The sequence below is a fragment of the Paenibacillus taichungensis genome, from assembly GCF_047302525.1.
GTDB classification, from domain to species: Bacteria; Bacillota; Bacilli; order Paenibacillales; family Paenibacillaceae; genus Paenibacillus; species Paenibacillus taichungensis_B.
In genome coordinates, this window is the sequence record NZ_CP168020.1 from 1,054,112 (window position 1) to 1,074,452 (window position 20,341).

20 protein-coding genes are annotated in these 20,341 nt (G+C 47.1%); 11 read left to right on the forward strand and 9 right to left on the reverse strand.

The window, feature by feature from the left end:
• The first annotated feature begins 58 nt into the window (after nt 1-58).
• The 6 genes from ACDJ58_RS04690 (at nt 59) to ACDJ58_RS04715 (ending at nt 5,791) form a co-directional block, all read left to right on the forward strand.
• Complete coding sequence (locus ACDJ58_RS04690) at nt 59-244, forward strand: hypothetical protein (protein WP_413375926.1); 186 nt, start codon at nt 59-61, stop codon at nt 242-244.
• The gene (locus ACDJ58_RS04695; RefSeq protein WP_062324023.1) at nt 228-1,118 is read left to right on the forward strand and encodes a carbohydrate ABC transporter permease; all 891 of its coding nucleotides are present in this window, start codon (nt 228-230) and stop codon (nt 1,116-1,118) included. Before ACDJ58_RS04690 ends, ACDJ58_RS04695 begins: the two co-directional genes overlap by 17 nt.
• 26 nt (nt 1,119-1,144) lie before the next feature.
• Nucleotides 1,145-1,987 carry a carbohydrate ABC transporter permease gene (locus tag ACDJ58_RS04700; protein ID WP_090894108.1) on the forward strand — a complete coding sequence of 281 codons (843 nt, stop codon included), beginning with the start codon at nt 1,145-1,147 and terminating at the stop codon, nt 1,985-1,987.
• Between the two features lie 56 nt (nt 1,988-2,043).
• The gene (locus ACDJ58_RS04705) at nt 2,044-3,465 is read left to right on the forward strand and encodes an arabinan endo-1,5-alpha-L-arabinosidase (RefSeq protein WP_413375929.1); all 1,422 of its coding nucleotides are present in this window, start codon (nt 2,044-2,046) and stop codon (nt 3,463-3,465) included.
• A gap of 303 nt (nt 3,466-3,768) precedes the next feature.
• Nucleotides 3,769-4,749, forward strand: coding sequence for a family 43 glycosylhydrolase (locus tag ACDJ58_RS04710; RefSeq protein WP_413375931.1), 981 nt, complete (start codon nt 3,769-3,771; stop codon nt 4,747-4,749).
• A gap of 193 nt (nt 4,750-4,942) precedes the next feature.
• Entirely contained in the window at nt 4,943-5,791 is an 849-nt protein-coding gene (locus ACDJ58_RS04715) for an EcsC family protein (protein WP_413375933.1), read from the forward strand.
• A gap of 531 nt (nt 5,792-6,322) precedes the next feature.
• Here ACDJ58_RS04715 and ACDJ58_RS04720 read toward each other — a convergent pair.
• Nucleotides 6,323-7,591 carry an MFS transporter gene (locus ACDJ58_RS04720; protein WP_072734461.1) on the reverse strand — a complete coding sequence of 423 codons (1,269 nt, stop codon included), beginning with the start codon at nt 7,589-7,591 and terminating at the stop codon, nt 6,323-6,325.
• Nucleotides 7,592-7,820: 229 nt separating this feature from the next.
• On the opposite strand from ACDJ58_RS04720, the gene ACDJ58_RS04725 reads away from it, so the two are divergent.
• Complete coding sequence (locus ACDJ58_RS04725) at nt 7,821-8,033, forward strand: hypothetical protein (protein WP_413375935.1); 213 nt, start codon at nt 7,821-7,823, stop codon at nt 8,031-8,033.
• Nucleotides 8,034-8,184: 151 nt separating this feature from the next.
• Here ACDJ58_RS04725 and queF read toward each other — a convergent pair whose 3' ends face one another.
• The 6 genes from queF to ACDJ58_RS04755 all read right to left on the reverse strand — a co-directional run bounded on the left by queF (nt 8,185) and on the right by ACDJ58_RS04755 (nt 12,356).
• Complete coding sequence (gene queF / locus ACDJ58_RS04730) at nt 8,185-8,676, reverse strand: preQ(1) synthase (RefSeq protein WP_063564570.1); 492 nt, start codon at nt 8,674-8,676, stop codon at nt 8,185-8,187.
• A 123-nt stretch (nt 8,677-8,799) separates the two neighbouring features.
• Complete coding sequence (gene queE, locus ACDJ58_RS04735; RefSeq protein ID WP_413379469.1) at nt 8,800-9,510, reverse strand: 7-carboxy-7-deazaguanine synthase QueE; 711 nt, start codon at nt 9,508-9,510, stop codon at nt 8,800-8,802.
• Between the two features lie 127 nt (nt 9,511-9,637).
• Nucleotides 9,638-10,129: a 6-carboxytetrahydropterin synthase QueD gene (gene queD, locus ACDJ58_RS04740; RefSeq protein ID WP_063564568.1), complete on the reverse strand. Its 492-nt coding sequence runs from the start codon at nt 10,127-10,129 to the stop codon at nt 9,638-9,640.
• The gene (queC, locus tag ACDJ58_RS04745; protein WP_413379471.1) at nt 10,126-10,815 is read right to left on the reverse strand and encodes a 7-cyano-7-deazaguanine synthase QueC; all 690 of its coding nucleotides are present in this window, start codon (nt 10,813-10,815) and stop codon (nt 10,126-10,128) included. The genes queD and queC overlap by 4 nt, the downstream gene beginning before the upstream one ends.
• A 362-nt stretch (nt 10,816-11,177) precedes the next feature.
• Nucleotides 11,178-11,882, reverse strand: coding sequence for an AIM24 family protein (locus ACDJ58_RS04750; RefSeq protein ID WP_063564567.1), 705 nt, complete (start codon nt 11,880-11,882; stop codon nt 11,178-11,180).
• An 18-nt stretch (nt 11,883-11,900) separates the two neighbouring features.
• Nucleotides 11,901-12,356, reverse strand: coding sequence for a hypothetical protein (locus ACDJ58_RS04755; protein WP_113051754.1), 456 nt, complete (start codon nt 12,354-12,356; stop codon nt 11,901-11,903).
• A 340-nt stretch (nt 12,357-12,696) separates the two neighbouring features.
• Here ACDJ58_RS04755 and ACDJ58_RS04760 point away from each other — a divergent pair, with 340 nt between their 5' ends.
• From ACDJ58_RS04760 to ACDJ58_RS04770, 3 genes are all read left to right on the forward strand, one after another.
• Nucleotides 12,697-12,864: a hypothetical protein gene (locus ACDJ58_RS04760; RefSeq protein ID WP_413375938.1), complete on the forward strand. Its 168-nt coding sequence runs from the start codon at nt 12,697-12,699 to the stop codon at nt 12,862-12,864.
• Nucleotides 12,865-13,071: 207 nt separating this feature from the next.
• Nucleotides 13,072-13,776 carry a hypothetical protein gene (locus ACDJ58_RS04765; RefSeq protein ID WP_413375940.1) on the forward strand — a complete coding sequence of 235 codons (705 nt, stop codon included), beginning with the start codon at nt 13,072-13,074 and terminating at the stop codon, nt 13,774-13,776.
• Nucleotides 13,777-13,938: 162 nt separating this feature from the next.
• Nucleotides 13,939-14,904, forward strand: coding sequence for a helix-turn-helix transcriptional regulator (locus ACDJ58_RS04770; protein ID WP_413375942.1), 966 nt, complete (start codon nt 13,939-13,941; stop codon nt 14,902-14,904).
• 54 nt (nt 14,905-14,958) lie between these two features.
• Here the strand turns inward: ACDJ58_RS04770 and ACDJ58_RS04775 are convergent, their stop codons facing one another.
• A complete protein-coding gene (locus tag ACDJ58_RS04775) occupies nt 14,959-15,630 on the reverse strand; it encodes an exonuclease domain-containing protein (RefSeq protein WP_413375944.1) in 672 nt (223 codons plus the stop codon).
• A 530-nt stretch (nt 15,631-16,160) separates the two neighbouring features.
• Here ACDJ58_RS04775 and ACDJ58_RS04780 point away from each other — a divergent pair.
• On the forward strand, nt 16,161-17,930 hold the full coding sequence (locus ACDJ58_RS04780) for a proline--tRNA ligase (RefSeq protein WP_413375946.1): 1,770 nt from the start codon (nt 16,161-16,163) through the stop codon (nt 17,928-17,930).
• A 583-nt stretch (nt 17,931-18,513) separates the two neighbouring features.
• On the opposite strand, the gene ACDJ58_RS04785 is transcribed toward ACDJ58_RS04780, so the two are convergent.
• Entirely contained in the window at nt 18,514-20,313 is a 1,800-nt protein-coding gene (locus tag ACDJ58_RS04785) for a 5'-nucleotidase C-terminal domain-containing protein (RefSeq protein ID WP_413375948.1), read from the reverse strand.
• Nucleotides 20,314-20,341 lie beyond the last annotated feature (28 nt).

A 20,341-nucleotide genomic window follows, 5' to 3' on the forward strand; every position in this document is an offset into this window, starting at 1 on the left:
AAATAATGTGACTGAAAAGATTGAAGGGTAGGTTCTAGAGAGAAGTAGCCTACGCCAAATGGATAGAGTAGTAGATTCCGTGTTCAAAAAAGGCGGTGCCAGCAGCCTGCTATCACGCTGCTGGCATCATTTTGGATTCCATACGGGCATGTTGCATGAATTGATCAAGAAAGCAGGCATCCATCGATTCATGCAACATGCTGATATTAGAAACAGGGGTGAGCGCAGTGATTACAAAATCTAGTTTGTATCGCAAAGAGAGGCTGTACGGATATTTGTTTATTTTGCCTCCGGTTCTTGGTTTGCTGATCTTTGTCCTGTTCCCTTTCCTTTATTCCTTATACGGTTCGTTTACGGATTGGGATGGATTGGGACAGATGAACTTTATCGGTTTAGCCAATTTTAAGGATTTGCTCACGGATGATCTGTTTTACAAAGCCATGTTCAACACCTTTTATCTGATGCTGGGTATCCCGATTGGTTTGTTGCTTGCATTACTGCTGGCGATGGGTCTGAATCGTAAAATTCCCGGCACAACGACGTTCCGTGTGATCTATTATATTCCGGTCATTTCTTCCCTCGCAGCGGTGTCCATCATGTGGAACTGGGCGTACAACGGGGATTACGGATTAGTGAACCAATTCCTTGATCTATTCGGTATTGAAGGTCCTAACTGGCTCGCCAACAAAGACACAGTTAAACCGGCCCTGATTATTATGACGGTGTGGAAAGGTCTAGGTTATACGATGTTATTGTATCTGGCTGCATTGCAAAGTGTATCACGTACATATTACGAAGCGGCTGAGCTGGATGGAGCGAACGGGTTCCAGATCTTCCGCAACATCACCTGGCCGATGGTGAAGCCGGTTACCTTTTTCCTAGTCGTTACAAATATTATTGGTGGTTCCCAAATCTTCACTGAAATGAACATTATGACGCCTACGGGTGGTCCTGAATATTCTTCCGCATCTATTGTCTTCTACATCTGGCAGAAAGCATTTAGTAACCTGCAAATGGGTTATGCCTCTGCAATGGCCATGATTCTTGGTATTTTCATTTTTGTCATTACCTTGGTGCAATTCAAAATGAACGAAAAATCAGCCTATGATGGGGATTAATTGTCTAGGAAAGGAGTGAACCGGAGATGTCTTACAGTCAAAAGAGAAAATTAACGAACTCTATCATTTTTATCGTTTTGGCGCTTGGTGCTATTGCGATGATTGCACCACTGATCTGGATGTTGTCCACTTCCGTGAAGGAGAAGCAGGATGTGTTCGCACTTCCGCCTGTGTGGATACCTGAAGTGTTCCAATTCGGAAAGTATAAGGAAATCTGGGAAGCAGGTCCGCTTCTCAGCGGGATCAAAAACAGCTTGATCGTGGCGATCAGTGTTACCGTTGTCGGAACGTTTACGTCGAGTATCGCTGCCTTTGCTTTTGCCAAATTGAGATTTCCGCATAAAAACAAACTCTTTCTTGCATTGCTCGCATCGATGATGATTCCGTATCCGACAGTCATGATTCCACAATTCATCATGTTCTCGAAGCTGGGCTGGGTGGACACACTGTTACCGCTTATCGTTCCAGGATTATTTGGTAACGTCGTCATGATCTTCTTCCTTCGTCAATACCTACTTAGTGTGCCTGATGCCATTATTGAAGCAGCGAAAATTGATGGCAGCTCCTATTTCCGACTGTACTCCAGCATTACGTTCCCGCTCATTAAACCGGCGATTGCAGCTCAACTGATTCTCTGGTTCATGGGCATCTGGAACGATTATCTGGCACCGATTATTTATCTGAATTCACCTGAAAAACAGACCTTGCAGCTCGTTATTGCGAACTTCAATGCCACGTATGCGATCCAGACGGATTACCCGCTCATTATGGCGGCGTCCATTGTTGCGCTGCTGCCAGTATTGATCATCTTCCTGATCTTCCAGAAACAGATTATTGAATCGGTAGCGATCTCTGGAGTGAAAGGATGAATCAGCGGAGAACATTCCGCGGGTGGACGAATTCAGGAAAAGGAGTTGTTTCTTCGATGTTGCTTATGCTGTTGGTCGGAGCTACAGGCTGTTCTGGAGAAGGAGCAGGGGAAGTGGTGTCCCCGCCGGTCTTTCCTGAAGCTCCCCAAGATACTCAATTGTATGACACCTCCATTCTGGACGACGAATCCCGTTGGACGGTGAACAATGCGCATGATCCGGCCATTATCAAAACAGATCAGGGATATTACGTCTATTCCACAGACGTTCGTGTAGCAGGGGAAGCGAAACCCGGCGTCATGGTACGCAAGTCGGATGATCTGATCAACTGGTCATGGGTAGGTCAGGCTTTGCCGGGTATTCCGAAGGAAGCCCTCGATTGGACAGGTGCAGTTAACCTGTGGGCACCGGATGTGATTAAGGTTGGTGATACCTACCGAATGTATTATTCGGCTTCAACCTTTGGCAGTACGCGTTCGGCTATTGGTTTGCAGACATCCTCGTCCCCGGAGGGGCCTTGGACAGATGAAGGGTTGGTTGTTAAAACATCCGAGAACGAAAAGGATAAGTTGAACGCCATTGATGCCAATCCAGTCATGGATGCCGAAGGCAATTCATGGATGGTCTACGGTTCCTTTTTCGACGGGATATATATTGCACCTCTCGATCCGGAAACTGGAAAATTCAAGGAAGAGGGGTATGGTACCCGCATTGCCGCCCGTGATCGTGCTACGGAAGAAGGTGCGGTGGAGGGTCCATATATTGTGTATAACCCGGAGTTCAAAAAGTATTATCTATTCGTCTCATATGATTCCTTATTTGAAGATTATAACGTGCGTGTAGCACGTGCTGATTCGATTACAGGCCCTTACACAGACGTAAATGGCATGAACATGTTGGATACGGAGCATCTGCCTCAATATGAAGTGGGAACCAAAATTCTGGGTGGTTATCGCTTCACCGAAGGTGAGGGCTGGGTTGCACCTGGACATAACTCCGTCCTTAAGGATGGCGACGATTATTATATCGTGAATCATGCGAGAGGCGAGACGGATAAAAACTGGCCGTATCTGCATGTACGTAAAATGCTGTGGACCAAGGACGGCTGGCCCGTTGTGTCACCAGAACGTTATGCAGGTGAGTACGCACAGGACATTCCGAAGTCGATGCTCGCCGGGGAGTGGGAAGGCCTGGCTGTTGATCCGTCGGTGGACGGACAGGTGCAGGCAGTGCCTTACACTTTGCAAGCCAACGGCAAATTGAAAAGCGAAAACGGTTCAGGCAAATGGACGTTTGACGGCAAACAAACACTGACGCTGGAGTGGAAAGAAAGCCCGTGGGGCGGAGCTTCCACAGACGAGCTCAAACTGCTCCCATCCTGGGACTGGGAGCGAAGCCAGCCTGCGCTTGTGGTTACTGGCCTGAGCGACCGCGGCATTGCCGTCTGGGGCAAGCAGATTAGCGCCGCGGAGAAGTAGAGAGCCATAGATATGGCTCGGAGTTTGGATTTGGTTCAGCGAGCGTGGAAGAGCGAAGCCGATGCTTTTAAGGTGCACAAGCAGCGAAGGGGGAGGAAGGAGCCGAAGGAGCGTCTTTGGCATCCGATTTCAACCGCCAAGAGCGGTGTGAAAGGAAATCGGAGGACAAGAGAGCGGCAAGGCCCTGCCACCCCCGGAGCGTCCGCGGTGCACCACCAAAAAAGTCTTTGCACTTTATCCATCAGCGCTTTTTCAAATCTTCACTCCGAGCCATACACACACATTTGAAAGGGGAGCATTCCCATGACTGATTCCATTACATTTACCAATCCCATCCTGGAGCAGCGTGCTGATCCGTGGGTGTACCGTCACACAGACGGCTACTATTATTTCTCAGCCTCGGTGCCAGCCTTTGACCGGATTGAGATTCGACGTGCACAAACGCTGGAAGAGTTAAGAGATGCCGAGCCGGTAACGGCATGGCACAAACATGATACAGGACCGATGAGTGCCAACATTTGGGCACCTGAAATTCATTTTATCGATGGGAAATGGTACATATATTACGCAGCAGCTCATACCAGCGAGACGAATGAAGGTCTTTTTGATCACCGGATGTATGTATTGGAGAACGATTCTGCGAATCCACTGGAAGGTGACTGGGTAGAGAAAGGTCAGATTCGAACGCGCTGGGAGACGTTTGCGCTGGATGAAACGACTTTTGAGCATAAGGGAATCCGCTATCTGGTCTGGGCGCAGAAAGATCCGGACATTGTGGGTAACTCGAACCTGTACATTTCCGAAATGGAAAATCCGTGGACGCTGCGTGGAGAACAGGTCATGATCGCTACACCGGAGTACGATTGGGAGATCATCGGCTTCAAGGTAAATGAAGGGGCAGCGGTACTGCATCGGAATGGGCGGATCTTCATTGGTTACTCTGCGAGTGCGACCGACTACAATTATTGTATGGGTTTGCTCACTGCGGATGAAGATGCCGACTTGCTTGATCCAGCGAGCTGGGTGAAATCGCCTAAGCCGGTATTCCAGACGTGTGAGGCGAATGGTCAATATGGTCCGGGTCATAACAGCTTTACGGTATCACCGGATGGCAAAACGGATATTCTGATCTATCACGCACGAAACTACAAGGACATCGAGGGAGATCCTCTCTACGATCCAAACCGTCACGCCCGCGCGCAGGTGATTCGCTGGAACGAAGATGGCACGCCTGACTTTGGAGTCCCTATTCCGGATGGGAAGGCAACGGCTGAAGCGAAATAATAATACTCTAAAGTTTTAGTATAGTAAGCCCTTAGTCAGCGAGCCATGTTGATTAAGGGCTTTTACTTATGTACACATTGAGAAGGAAGACTTGAAGACGGATACGAGGGGCTGCATAGAAGCAACCATCACCTAACCTCTGCGTATGAGGAGTATACAAATTCACTATACACATAACATTAGGAGGCCATATATGGATTCGCGCGAGACATTGGACCGGGAGCTGGAACAGATTTTAAAATGGGAAAAAGGGCAGAAGGACTTGTTTATTTGGGACAAAATTGGACGTTTGCCATTTGCCATGCTGGATAAGGTTATGCCCAAAGCGTTGAAACAGAAGATTGGAGACTCGCTGAACGAAGTCGGTCAATATGTGCAGAATGGCGGAAAATTTCTCGTTCAGAAAAAGAAGGTAGCTGAGTTGCTCCAAGAGGAAGCGATCAAATCCGGTTATTCCATGAAGGCAGATACCTCTTACGATGAACAAAATGGAGAGGCAAAGGATACGACGAAAATCCACAGCGTGGAAGGTTTACCGCTTGAAGTGCTGGATCGCACTGCTGATAGCATTACGGACAGTCGAACGAGGTTTGCTGCTGCACAAGGGGCCGCAACGGGTATCGGCGGCATTGTAACGATTGCGGCGGATATTCCGATGGTGATGGGGCTTTCCCTGAAGGTGCTGCAGGAGATGGCGCTATGCTATGGATATGATCCTGACGAACCTCAAGAGCGCATATTTATCGTCAAATGTCTGCAATTCTCCTCCGCCGATATTGTGGGCAAGAAAGCGATTATTGATGAACTCGCCGATTACGATAATCCGGACAAGCAGGTTGAGGTTATCTCTCAAATGCAGGGCTGGCGGGAGGTTTTTAATTCCTACAGTGAATCTTTTGGTTGGAAAAAGCTGTTTCAGCTCATTCCGATTGCCGGCATGGTATTCGGTTCGGTAAGCAACAAAAATACGATTCGTGATGTTGCGGAAGCCGGAAAAATGTTATATAAAAAGCGCCTGATTCTTCAGCGCCTTTCGCAATGATGTCCATCAACAAAAATGGCCATAGGACGACGCCACAAGGCTCTGATTCTGACGCTAACGAATCTATGGCATCTTATAATGACATTTAGAAGGATGCGCTGATTCTAAGGAATCTCACCATCGCTATTTGCATGATAATCATACTAAATGATGCGAAATCACACAAAACATGAGGAATAACGCGTCTGTGATTCGTTACATTGGCGGATTGCCAGAAATGATGCTATTAAAGTGCGCTGGATTCGTTATACACATGTGATCCTACTGTATTCAATAATTTCTCGCAGGCTCAGTTGCTGCCGCTCTTGTTGGCTGACCAACCTTGTCATGAAGTAGGGCACCGCGTGCTGGAAGCTGCAAACGGTTGACGCTAACGCTGGTAAAACACAAACGGGATGAAGCCCTAAGATACAGGCTTCATCCCGTTTGCACAAGCTGGCGTTAATTCCAGCTTGGTTAACCATCTGACGTTACTTTTCACTAGGCTGTTTTGTTTCATTGTATATTGGAGGTTAGATTGTATAGGATCTGTTATTCTTCGCTACCGTTCTCTTCCGCCCAACGGTTCAGCAACTTATCCGATGGAAGCAGGAAGGTGAAGATACCGATCAGTGGCAGGAAGCTGCACATTTGCATGACTGGAGATACGCCGAACACGTCGATCCAGTTCCCCAGCACGAGTGCTCCCAGACCGCCCATACCAAATGCCAGACCAGTAATCAGGCCGGAGACGGTTCCGATTTTGCCTGGAATCAGCATTTGCGCATACACAACGGTCACCGAAAAGCTGGACAACATGATGAACCCAATAATACTCAGCAACACGGCTGTCCAGAACAGATTAGCGTAGGGCAACAGCAGCGCCAGTGGAGCGGCACCGGCCATCGACAGGAAGATCATGTTACGTTTACCGAAGCGATCCGCCAGTGGACCACCAAAGAACGTACCAAGAGCCCCAGCCGCCAGGAACAGGAAGATATAGATCTGTGCGTCCTCTGTGGACAAGTTAAATGTATCCTTGAGGTTAAACGCATAGAAGCTGCCGATCGAAGCGACATACCACGAACGGACAAAGACGAGCAGAATCAAAATGGTTATGGCAGCAGCAATCTTTTTACGTAATGCCGGATTGGGAGCACGACGAGCTGCCGCCTGTCTGCGCAAATACCCTCCGGATTGCAGCATGCGTCCATACCAGCGAGCGATATAGATTTGAACCGCGATTCCCGCAGCTGCAATGCCCGTGAACCCGATGGCACCGAACAACCCAAACGGGATGAAAATCCATCTGGTGAGCAATGGGGCCAGAGACTGACCGGCATTACCACCCACCTGGAAGATCGACTGAGCCAGACCCCGACGAGGCCCTGAGGCCATATGGGATACCCGTGAACCCTCTGGATGGAACGCCGCCGAACCGAGACCAACAAAGATGACGGAGATCAGGACGGCCATATAACTGTCGGCGAAGGCAAGCAATAGCATACCGGTAAACGTAAAGCCCATGCCGATGGGAAGGATGGATGGTGTCGGTTTTTTATCAGCAAAATAGCCTACAACAGGCTGCATGATGGAAGCAGTAAAGTTAATAGCAAACGAAATCCATCCGATCTGTGTATACGTGAGATGCATGGAGTCTTTCAGAATTGGAAAAATAGCTGGAATGACAGATTGGATTGAATCGTTGAACAAATGGACCAGACTGATGGCAATTAAGATCCGATAAACGGTACCTTGAGCATCCAATCCGGGTGGAGCTTTCGAACGCGCAGCGGCGTCTTTGGATAATGAATTTTGCATGGACATGTACAGTTCTCCTTTGGTCGCGGTCACGAGGGATCAGCGCCTGATGATGTGATGTGCCTAAGCATATTGTTACATAATAGGACAGATTTGAAAGGTCGACAAGGGGAACAGGTGAAATTAACGTTCTCTTTATAATGTAAACTATTGATATACTTTAAAGATTCTACTATTAAAGCCCTACTATTAAAGTTACTAAATCAGAAATGATAAAGGACTGATCGATATGAGATCACTATCACCATATGTTCTTGCCAAACGTAATTTGGCGATGACGATTCTATTTATGGCAGTCATGACTTTTCTGACTATCTATGTTGCATCGTCGTCTCTGTACTTTGCTATCGGATTTTTTGTGGTTGTTCAGTCTATAGGTGTACTTATGCTGAGACATTACATCAAAAAAGTGAAAGAACTGAAGGAAGACAGTAACCCTTGAATGCTAGTCCAATCCATACGATTGGTTGCAAACGCTCACGTTCCATAGCATACAAAAAAACAAAAGCCGAACTTCTTCAGATCGAAGAGTTCGGCTTTTGTGTGTTCTATAATTTTATTTTATACAAAGCATAATTGGTGTATCTACCAAATTAACGATTATCTATCGTCTCTGGATACATATCATGATTCATCATGCGATGCTCAGCCATTTGCTCATACTTCGTACCCGGTTTGCCGTAGTTAGTGTACGGATCGATGGAAATGCCGCCGCGCGGCGTGAATTTGCCCCACACTTCAATGAAGCGTGGATCCATCAGCTTGATCAGGTCGTTCATGATGATGTTCACACAATCCTCGTGGAAATCCCCATGGTTGCGGAAGCTGAACAGATACAGCTTAAGAGACTTGCTCTCCACCATTTTCACATCAGGGATATAGCTGATATAAATGGTTGCAAAGTCCGGCTGACCCGTGATCGGGCACAGGCTGGTGAACTCCGGGCAGTTGAATTTGACAAAATAATCGCGGTACGGATGTTTGTTATCGAAGTTTTCCAGAATGCCTGGATCATATTCAAACGTATATTTTACGCCCTGGTTGCCCAGCAGCGTCAAATCTTGCATTTCATCAGGTTGTCTCATCGGTTCGTAAACTCTCCTTATTTCCGGCGGCGCAAGAAGCTTACCGGTATATATGATAGGCATTATTAGCCTCTGTTTGTTTCCAAAATTACATCATGCCGCCCATTCCACCCATAAAGCCCATCAAACGCCGCGTTTGTTGCCCCACACCAAAGTATGCAGTTGTGGCAGCACACGAACGTCGTTCAGCTCATCGGATGCACTGATTTGATCGATCAGCCACTCGTAACGGGCAAGCAATGAAGACGCCAGATCTGGCGTATCGGCAGAAGTCACATCCGGGTTCCCGGTTTGCAAAAATAAATCCGTGCCTGGATACCGTGCATGCACACGGCGGGCATAATCCAGGTCTGTCTCATCGAAGATTACGATCTTCAGACTATGGCTTCGTTTCACCGAACCAGCAGCCAGTCGGTGGATCAGATCATCCAGCACAGCCCAGTCGGTGGTCATGCCTGAGCTGGGAGGCTTGGGCGAAACGGTGACTTCGTCAATGTCCGCCAGCCAGGGCTGCCAACGGGAGCCCTGCGTTTCTACCGCGGTGCGGATGCCGTTCTCCCGAAGGAGCTTAACCAGTCCGCCCAGCGAAGCGAGCAGGGCGGGGTTGCCGCCGGAAATCGTCACATGGGAGAAGCGCGAGCCGCCAACGCGGCGCAATTCCTCCCACACGTCTTCCGGCGTAACCATCCGGATCAGGTCCTTGCCACTGCCGTCCCAGGTGAAGGACGAGTCGCACCAGGAGCAGCGATAATCGCAGCCCGCAGTGCGGACGAACATCGTTTTCTGCCCAATGACCATACCTTCACCTTGAACTGTCGGGCCAAAAATCTCCATTACAGGAATGCGAGCCTCTTTGTTGCGTTCTTGCCTATGAGGACGCTTGTTGGCAGCCAATCCCTCCGCAGGAGCAGTATTTGTTCCATCGGTACGGGTCGACGTTGTGAGATTGCTTAGTTCTAAACTACTCATCAATCATCCACTCCCGTCTTGCCTCGGCATAGCTGGTCGGCGTCTCGTATAAGCGTACAAACTCGGTTCGACCACCCTCTGTTAGTGCGGCATACGGTTCGGTCTGCAGGGCATGCTCCATTTGTTCAAACAACCATACGACCATATTTTCAGCTGTTGTGTTCATGAGGGGAAGGGTTTCGTTCAAATACTGATGATCCAGATACCCTTCAATTTGTGTTTTCCATATCTCCTTGATATGTCCAAAATCAACGGTCAGCCCAGTCTCACCCGGATAACCGCTGATCCCAAAAACGACTTTATAGGTATGCCCGTGCAAGTTCTTGCACTTGCCTTCATAGCAGTGCAGGTGATGTGCCGCGTCAAACGTAAACTCCTTGCTCACAAGTACACGTTTGCGATGATAGCGAAGCTGTGCAGGGAGAATATCTTCCCCAATCCGCTGCAACCGTTCCACAATACGAAATGTTCCCGGTTCTCTCATCGTACGTCCGCTCCCGGAGTTCCGACAGTAGCAGAATTCGTGCGTTGCTCCAGATAGCGATCCAGTCCGGCTTTGCGCAGTTTGCAGGCAGGACATTCTCCGCAGCCATCGCCGATAATCCCGTTATAACAGGTCAGTGTGCGCTCACGTACATAATCAAAGGCCCCAAGCTCATCCGCCATTTTCCACGTCTGGGCTTTGTCAAGCCACATCAGTGGGGTGTGAATGACAAATGGGTAGTCCATGGACAGATTCAGAGTAACATTCATCGATTTCACAAACGAATCCCGACAATCCGGGTAACCGCTGAAATCCGTTTCGCATACACCTGTGACAAGGTGACGAGCCCCTTTTTGCTTCGCCATAATGGCTGCAAAACTGAGGAACAGCAAATTCCGTCCATCAACGAACGTACTCGGTAGTTCGCCTTCTTCATGCGTAATTTCCACATCCGTACGGGTGAGTGCATTGGGCGCAAGTTGGTTTAACAAGCTCATGTCCAGCACCGTTTGCTGTACACCCAGATCGCGAGCGATCTCTCCGGCGCATTCAATCTCCAGCTTGTGACGCTGGCCGTAATCGAAGGTAACCACCTCTACCTCGGCAAATTGCTGTTTGGCCCAGAACAAACAAGTTGTACTGTCCTGACCGCCGCTGAATACAACGACTGCTTTTTCTTCGTTCAACATAAAAAAACCTCTCCATCTTCTTAAGATCAATCCATGCACATAGGCACAGAGTGTCGGAAGAACAGAGAAGTTCATGAACTGGCATCCATCAAAAAACACACCTTCTCGTAGGCTGCTTCAAAAAAAGCAAGCACGATCTAGTGTCCTTAGTTTTTTACGTACGTTGCTACCTAAAATGTACGCAAGACTTATTGACCTTAATGAAGGTCGAGTCTTATAGAGGGAGTTCGCGAACCTCTCCCATGCCATAGGCATGGATTTTCTTCTTCAATTGTCCGGTACAGTATATCACATTTCCAATACGGTAAGCATGCTTTTCATGAGAACCCATTTATAACCGAGCCTAACGTCATCTGGACTTATTTGATTAATACATTTCCAAAAGGAATGACTTCCTTCAGAATGCGCTTAAATAAGCCTTCATCATTCATATCCTGTTCCAGTCTATGATTTTCACGGCCAGCCTGAAAGAGCACAGAGCCATGTCCTGTCATCTTCCAATGATAGTTCATATGCTGGCTGGCAAGGTTGTTCCCGTATACGGTAAGTTCAAGTTGCGCGTTCTCAGGATAGGCGATAATACTGCCTGCATCCACGTACAGTGGTGCGGTAGGGTGCAGTTCCTGCTGGCAGACCTGACCTTGTGTCAGCAATCCAATTTTGCCTTTGCCCGAAAACTTCATTTTCACGGCATCCCGAGTGATCAGCATATTTTTGATTTTCTGAATTTTGGTGTGCATCGTGACGCCGTCAGAGTAGAAGAAAAGGTGGCGGAAGTCGTACAGCAGATCGCTGTTCTCACTCAGTTCAACTTCCTTCATGGTGAATCCGGGAGGCAGGGCGGCCACAAATTGACAAGGACCGGTAATTTCGGATTTGATCAGCTTTTTTTTGCGATAGATACCCGAAATATTCATAAATTTATCATTGCGACTGCTGCTTGGGCCGCGAAAAGCGACAATTTGCTGGGGGTGGAGAATATGCAGGCGGTCGTCCTGGATCAACGAGAACGTGACCACTTGCCCGGCTCCGCCAGCTTCGGCATTATTCAGGTGTATGTGCATGCGGTTGCTCCTGTTCTTTTATACTCGGCCTGAACGGCGACGCATTCCCCAGCGCATCACCCGAATCAGAATAAAGTATCCCAATATGAGTGAAACGGCTGTGATAATCATCGTCTGAATGCGTTTGGCAGTTGCCGTTTTGGCATCCTGATCATTTTGCAGCTTGCTCACCATGTCGGTCAGTTTTTCGTTTTGCGCCAGCAGCAACTCGTTCTGGGCCTTGAATGCTTCGACATTTGCCTGGGCTTGTCCCAATTGGGCAGAAGTCTGGTTCAATTGCTCCAGTGTTTGTTTATAGCTTTCCTGCAAGGCGTTCACTTCTCCAGGAAGCTCGGAGACTCGTTCCCATCCACTATAGATATCGGAGAATATATTGGCATTTGCTGCACTGACTGTTGAAGTCAAAGAAACAGTAAACAATACACATGTGGTGAATAACACCCGAATGAAATAACCCTGAATGGATTTTGGCATGAATGGCACCTTCTTTCGGTTACATAATCGTTTGCCGATTTCGTCGTCATTTGTTGAAATACGGCTCTTACATTATACGTCAAAACCGGGACAATGGGTTCAAGATGATGTAGTTTTAATTACCCTATATGAGAATAAATCAATACATGTGGACAAGTGTTTAATTTTAAGAAGGCCGGGGTAATAGAAGGACAGGGCAGCACTGCGGACGGTCTTGCCATCATTCTTTTACTTCAGCTCCGGGTGCCTGCTATTCATATTAACGAAATTTGTAATTTAATGAGAGAAAACAATATATCCGATTTTTATGAAGATCGTGAATACGAAGGGGTAGAAACGTATGTACACAACTAAACAAGCTGCAACAACCAAAACGATTATGATCACTGTAAATGGTGAGCCGATTGGGCGTGAATTGATTATCGACAGTATTACTTATGCTCCAGTCACAGAACCTGATTCTGTAAAAAATTTACACAAAATGGGAATTAATCCATCTACGATTTAAGTTAGGACTTGTCATATAAAAGTGCTCTAAAAGCTTGGCATACTGCCAAGCTTTTTCGTCGTTTATTGTCGTAATTACGCGGATTTAGGGATGAGAAACTAATATTATGGAAAAATTTCCTGCGAACATATGTTCCGTGACAATATAGTGTCCATTTACCCTGATAACTTAGAAGATAATACATATAAATCGGGGGAGAGACTACCAGTGAACTCAGTCTTTGAAGTATCTTATTCGTGGAATAGAGAGGCCATACCGACAGGGGGAGCCGACCCCGTATATATGATGGTGGAGTGGCGTAACGGAGCCCCTGCCAAAAGACTCAGGAAAATAGCACCCAAAATTGTGTCGAGAGACTTGGAACTTTTGCTCAAACCGGAATTTGGAATTCAGCTCAAGGGCATCTATGGATGTCGTTCCAAAGAAACGGATATCGGTTGGGTTCTAAGACTTGGAGATGTATACAAGGGAGAGAGTAAACAAATCTTACTCGAATTCGCCATGGGACCTCGTGTATCGGGGAAAAGTGCCGTATGTTCAGCTTATTGGAGTACGCGAAAATTGAAACAAAGCCAGAGAGTGCTGCTGCGCAGAGAACAGTTGTATATTCAGTACACCAGTCATCTGGGCATGCTGCGCCAGCCGGAAGATCCCAAGGTAGAGAAGACGATTAAATTAAACGAAACAGTTCCTCTGATTAAGCAAGCTTTGCGCGCTTATGAAAGAGGTCGTACACAAGAGGGCAGTGATATGCTGCGTCGTCACGCAGATGCTCTGTTAATTGAAGCGGCTCGTAAACAGGATCTGGATTATTATGTGGAAGCCGAAATTGTGGAGAAACTTCGGCACCATTACGGGATTACTTTTAATTCTATGGCTCATAATCGCGGAAAAACGATGTTAGGTGAATAGGGATAAAGAACTAGGGATGATGGTACGAAAAGGAATGTTTCTACATAATTTTTTGAAGGGGAAGTCAAGGAATAAGTCGAATGTACTAAACAACATAATAATAAAAAAATGGATGGAGTTGTATCGAATTTATTGAAACAACATCGTGGAGGGTCCGGCAAAATGACAGACCGACTGATCCGATTAATGCGCATTATAACTCTTGTGCAGGCCAAGCCGGGTATTCTGGCCCGTGAGCTTGCCGAGCGGTGCGAGACAACGGAAAGGACGATATACCGCGACATGGAGGCCCTCAGTGCAATGCATATCCCCATCGCCAATATGGGACACGGGAGAGGATACATGTTTATCAGCCATTTTGCCATGTATCCGCTGAATTGGTCTGATGAAGAAGCTCAAGCCTTTATGCACCTGGCAGAAGTCATGGAGAATATTCGTCCGTTGCTGAAGCCTGCTTTTGAGAGCGCGTATGAGAAAGTGGTTGCTTCGAGTCAGAAAAACAAAACAGAGCGAGTGGAATGGTCTGAGCAAATTAGCGGGTTGTTCAAGGTGGGTACTTCTGCTTGGCAAAATGAAAGTACCGAACTTCTGAATCATTCACTGGTGATCTTGCTTCAGGCTGGAATTTCCCAGAACACTATTGAAGGAGAATATCTGTTTCAAGGTAAAAAGGGGATTGCGCGAATGGACCCCTACTGTCTTATTCCTCGTGAATACCGATTTGATCTGTTGGCGTATTGCCACCTGTCAGAGAAACTGAGAATATTTCAAGTGAACCGCTTGTACAGGGTTCGGATTTTGCCACGCACGTTCCGCAAAGATGATTACCTTTTACAATCTCACTTCCGTACGCCACAGGAACTTAGCGGCAGTACGGAGTGGACTGCATTCAAAATCAGATTCTCACCGCACGCTGTGGAGCGTGTCATGCAGGAGCAGTTTTTTGCACGCCCCATCTTGACGATTGAACCGGAAGGCACGTTGTTGTTTGAAGCCATATTGAGTGATGAAGAAGGGTTTCTAACGTGGTTGTCTCAATATGGACCCGATGCCGAAATTCTGGAACCCGAGAAATGCCGCCTCATGATGAAAGAACGTCTGGAACGTTGGAGGGAGATCTACAACTGAACTTCAGTACAGATCATGGCTGCTTCACCTTTGTTCAACATGCGTTGTTTGACATTATTCATTGGTGTTGAACAGGTGTGTAAGGTTACCGAAAGGGGAATCTTTGTCGTCATCTTCTGTACTGCTGGAATAGACCACTTTGGATGTGATGCCCTCATCATCTGCGGCGCAATTGGTCTCCAGTTTGAATTGATCAAATTGATGCATGAATACTTTGGCTGTATTAATCGCATCATCCAAAGCGCGGTGCTGGGTACCATCGAATTCAATACCGCACAGTTCAAGAGCCTGAGCAAGTCCAAGTTGACGGAATTTCCCTTCCTTGCGCACTGTGCGCGACCATTGCTGCTGAAGATCATTGTGGTTGGTGATCCAGGCTACATCGAGCTGATGAGTGCGACAATGAGAGATCAGTTTGGCGCGGTCATCCGGTCCCCAGGAGCACATGTAATAGGTTTCATTTCCCATCCAGGCAATAAATTGATTCAGCGCTTCTGGAAAAAGAGGGGCTGCGTCGATGTCTTTCTGCGTAATACCCGTAAACTGAATCGTATCGGCGGACAGCACTGATTTATTGGATGGACGAACATAAGTGTGAAACGTGTCCGATACGTACAGGCCGTTCTCGCCTTCCGTTACTTTGACGGCACCGATGTCTATAATTTCAGAAGAGTAACGTGTATTGCGACTTACCGTGAATTCAAGATCGTAAATAATATATGGCATAGGACAAACTCCTTTATCAATTAATACATGGTTTCTATTTCTCTATACTACAGGGAACGCACGGCCATGTCAGCCATCGCCCAGCAATTCATTTTAACGTAAAGTTAGCAACAGCGTGGTTGACAACTTCTTGTAAATAAACTATGGTGATCAAAAATGATAACAGCGATCAACGAGGACATAATTACGTCAGCCAGCTTCTACAGAGAGGAAACCACTTAGTGCAAGGTTTCTGTTGCTGTTTCGTTATTCCTACCTCGCCAGCTGCGGAGGAGAAGGCCCGAACGGCCTGTAACCTTCGCCGGATGGGCCCGTTATGCCCTGAAGGACTGCGCGTTCACGTTTTGCATAGGTTGCAAACGGAGAACCGGTTTATAGCGAATGCCTTGATGATTTGAAGTCAGGTCAGCCGGCAAAGTGCAGTTAAATAAGGGTGGTACCACGACACATTCGTCCCTTGACGGATGTGTTTTTTTGCTGTTTATAACCTGATTTACAATAACGATTAGAAGGATAAGGGGTGTGACAAGATGCGTCAAAGTGAAATGCTTGTTCCAACATTACGTGAAGCACCAGCAGAGGCAGATGCAGCAGGGCATCGCTGGTTATTGCGCTCGGGTATGATTCGCCAACTCGCAGCAGGGATATACAGTTACCTGCCCTTGGGGCGTCGTATCTTGCTGAAAGTCGAACGTATCGTTCGGGAAGAAATGGACCGTGCAGGATGTCAGGAGGTATTGCTGCCAATCATGCAGCCTGCTGAGTTATGGGAAGAATCCGGAAGATATACACAGTATGGTCCTGAACTGATGCGTCTGAAGGATCGCCATGCACGAGAATTCGCCTTGGGTCCAACTCATGAAGAGGTTGTGACTGCACTGGCTCGTGACGAGGTTAATTCTTATCGGAAGCTACCGTTTACACTTTATCAGATTGGAACCAAATTCAGAGATGAACGTCGTCCAAGATTTGGATTGCTGCGGGGACGGGAGTTCATCATGAAGGATGCGTACTCTTTTGCTTCCGATTGGGAAGAGCTAGATCGCACCTATCAGGCCATGAACACCGCATATTCGCGCATTTTGGAGCGCTGTGGACTGGAATATATTCGAGTGGAAGCCGATGCAGGCACTATTGGTGGTCAGGGGGAGACCCACGAATTTATGGCACTTGCCGATGTGGGAGAAGATACAATCGTAACCTGCAAACATTGTGGTTATGCCGCAAATCTGGAGAAGGCGGGATATCAGACTTCTGAATCTTCTGTTAAGAATCCAGGAGTAGCAGAAGCTTCTGCTGTTCCGACTACAGTTGATAAAGCTGAGGGGAATGCCGAAGGGGACACGTTGGTTCGTATCCAAACTCCAGGGGTACGTACGATTAATGAGTTAAGCGCCTTTGTGGGCGAGGATGCTCAGCATATGATCAAAACGTTGCTCTATCAGGCCGACGGTCAACTGATCGCTGCGCTTGTTCGTGGGGATCATGAAGTGAATGATATCGCTCTGAAGCAAGTATTGGGTGCAGAGGAGCTGATCCTGGCTGATGAAACTGCCCTTGCGGGTCATCCGAAATTAACAGTAGGCTTTCTGGGTCCCATTGGACTGGATCTGCCGATTGTAGTAGATGCGGATGTAGCTGCAATGGAACGTGCCATTACAGGAGCGAATGAAGTCGATGTACACTATTCGAATGTAGTTCCGGGTAAAGATTTTGCTTTGGACAAAGTAGATCGAATCCGTTTCGCTGCTGAAGGTGACGGCTGCCCAACATGTGGAGAATCGCTTGTTTTCACAAAAGGAATAGAAGTGGGGCATATCTTCAAACTGGGAACCAAGTACAGTGACGCCATGGGAGCATCCTTCCTGGATCGCAATGGACGGCAGTGCGCACCTGTAATGGGGTGTTACGGTATCGGTGTGTCTCGTTTGATGGCCGCTATTGCTGAACAATATGCAGGAGAGGATGGCATCCGTTGGCCAGCAACCATCGCACCTTATCATGTACATTTGATCCCAATGAGCTGGAAGGATGAGCAGCAACGCGAGCTCACGCTGGAACTGGAACAACAACTTTTAGATGCCGGATACAGTGTACTGATCGATGATCGTGATGAACGGCCAGGAGTGAAGTTCAAGGATTCGGAATTGATCGGGTTGCCTGTCCAAATTGTTATTGGCCGAGGTGCGGCAGAGGGACAGGTGGAATTTGGATCGCATGTTCTTGCAGCACAAGGTGAATCCAAACGAATCAGTATGACGGCACAAGAGGCTGTAAGTCAGGTGAAGGAACAATTATAGTCCAGAATTTAAAAAAAATCCTTATGAAACCATGCTACGTGTCTCTATATAATAGAGCGATGTATAATAGGTCCGGATATTATGCGGTAAGAGATGTTTGTGGTTATTTAACGGATTAAAGCATTAAAAAGAGGGCTATAGTCATGTAAGGATGCAACACTATTTGCGTATTTTCATACCAAATAACTAGAAATTGAAAAACTGTATTCTGTATACAGTGGGTTTGTCCATAAGAGCTTCAGGCGTAGCTTGCCAGGAATCTATGCATGTGCAAACGTGCAAACCATGAATGAGAAATATATCGAGTTGAATGTGAAATAACCGCATGAGAGTGGCAATTTTGGGGATATCTTCTATAGTCCATGGTTGAGGACAAGAGATGAAGTGATTTCTCAAAGTGACTTTGGGGATTTATTTTTGCAGCAAAGCTATATTCAAGTAAACATGGAGTGTACAACTCGGCAGGTTAACCATTGAGTGATGTAATTTGTAAAATAGAAAAGGGTGTCCATCAGCCGGTTATGGCTTGAGGGACACCCTTTCTTTGGATCTTATTGGTACAACTATCTGCTCGTCTCTGAACTTAAGAGACTGCAGGCAGTTTCAATTGTTGACCTGGATAAATCCAGTGTGGATTTTTGATCTTATTCAGCTTTTGCAGAGCTTGCCAAGTGGTACCGTATTGTTTGGAGATGGAATACAGGGAATCTCCGGATTTTACAACATGCACTTTGGCTGGAGCTGGTTTGCTTGGCGTCGGTTTCGACGGTGTTTCTGGTTTTGGTGTCTCTGGTTTCGGTGTAGTTGGGGCTGGTGTTTCCGTTACTGGAGCTTCCGGTTCAACCGCAGGAGCTTTTGCTTCCTTGATTCGACCGTCTGTTTTGATATCTACAGCGCCCAGTTTTTGCATGTATTCGATCAACGCTTCATCCATAGCACCGTACATGCCGGACGTTGTGTATTTCGCAAACATCGTGTACTCGTCACCACCAACAGCAGTGAAATCATTCGTAGCCATTGTGTACGTTGCTTTTGGATCAAGGGCTTTATCTCCGATCATGACGGAGTGTACACGGCTGCCTTTGGCAGCGGAAGAATCAATGCTGAATGTCATGCCGGATACTTGTGGGAATCCGCCACTTGGTTCCGGATAAGATCCTACACCGTTTTCAAGGGCTGCGAGTACATCAGAGCCTTTTACTTCAAGCGTTACAACCTGATTACCAAAAGGAAGTACAGTAATAATATCACCTTTAGTTACGATACCTTTTTCAATGGAAGAACGAATACCGCCACCGTTTGTGAGTGCGATATCGGCTTTGCTGATGTCACGGATGGCATCTGCCAGCAGGTCACCCAGGTTGGTTTCACCTGCGCGTACTTGTTCACGTTTGCCGTCCAGCAGAATCGCTGTATTGGCTACTTCTTCTTTGAGAATGGGTTCTTGTTCTTTCTGAATGGAGTTTACCAATGCGGCAACTTTCTCATTCGGTTTGATGTCTTTTGCTTCAGTTCCATCAATCAGTGTTGCTTGTTTATTCGTTACTTTGCCGCCGTCAACCCACAGGTCGATCACGCCTACAAAGTTTGTATATTCTCCAGCGCTGGCGATCAGTGTTCCGTTATCCGATACAAGTCCATCTTGCAGAACCGTATGGCTATGACCGTCGATGAATACATCAATGCCAGGCACTTCTTTTACAACTTTGAAGCTAGTATCGGTGCTGGACGCGTCTTGTCCAAGGTGTCCCAATACAACAACAACATCTACTTTGCTGCGAATTTCGTTCACGAGAACTTTGGCTTCCGCAGCTGGGTCTGTAATATCAAGACCTTCCACATTTTTCGGATTCGTTTTATACATCGTTTCAGGTGTAGTCAGCGCAATGATACCGATCTTCACGCCGTCTACTTCTTTAATGAGGTAAGGATCGAAGAGACGAGTTCCGTCTTTCTTTTTCACATTGGCACTGAGCATTGGGAAGTTCATCATATCCGCAAGTTCGATGAGGCGCTCGGAACCGTAGTTGAATTCGTGGTTACCCGGTACAATCGCTTGATAACCAATTTCGTTCATTACTTTGACAATGCTCTCACCGTTAACGAGTGTAGCAAAGGTTGTACCATGCACTGCATCTCCGGCATCCAGCAGAAGGGTATTTGGGTTTTCGCTACGGTATTTGTCCGCAATTCCAGCAATTTTGGCGAAACCCATCGCAGGTGAGGACTCAACTGCGCGTGCGTGTGTGTCATTCGTATGTAGAATAGTAATGTGCTTACCAGTGCCCGGAGTGGTATCCGTTGCAGCAGCGACAATGCCCACACTGCCAAACAGCAGACAGAGCGTTAGCACAAGTGAAACATAAGTCTTCCAGATTTTCATATGAATCAGTAACCTCCCAAAAATAATA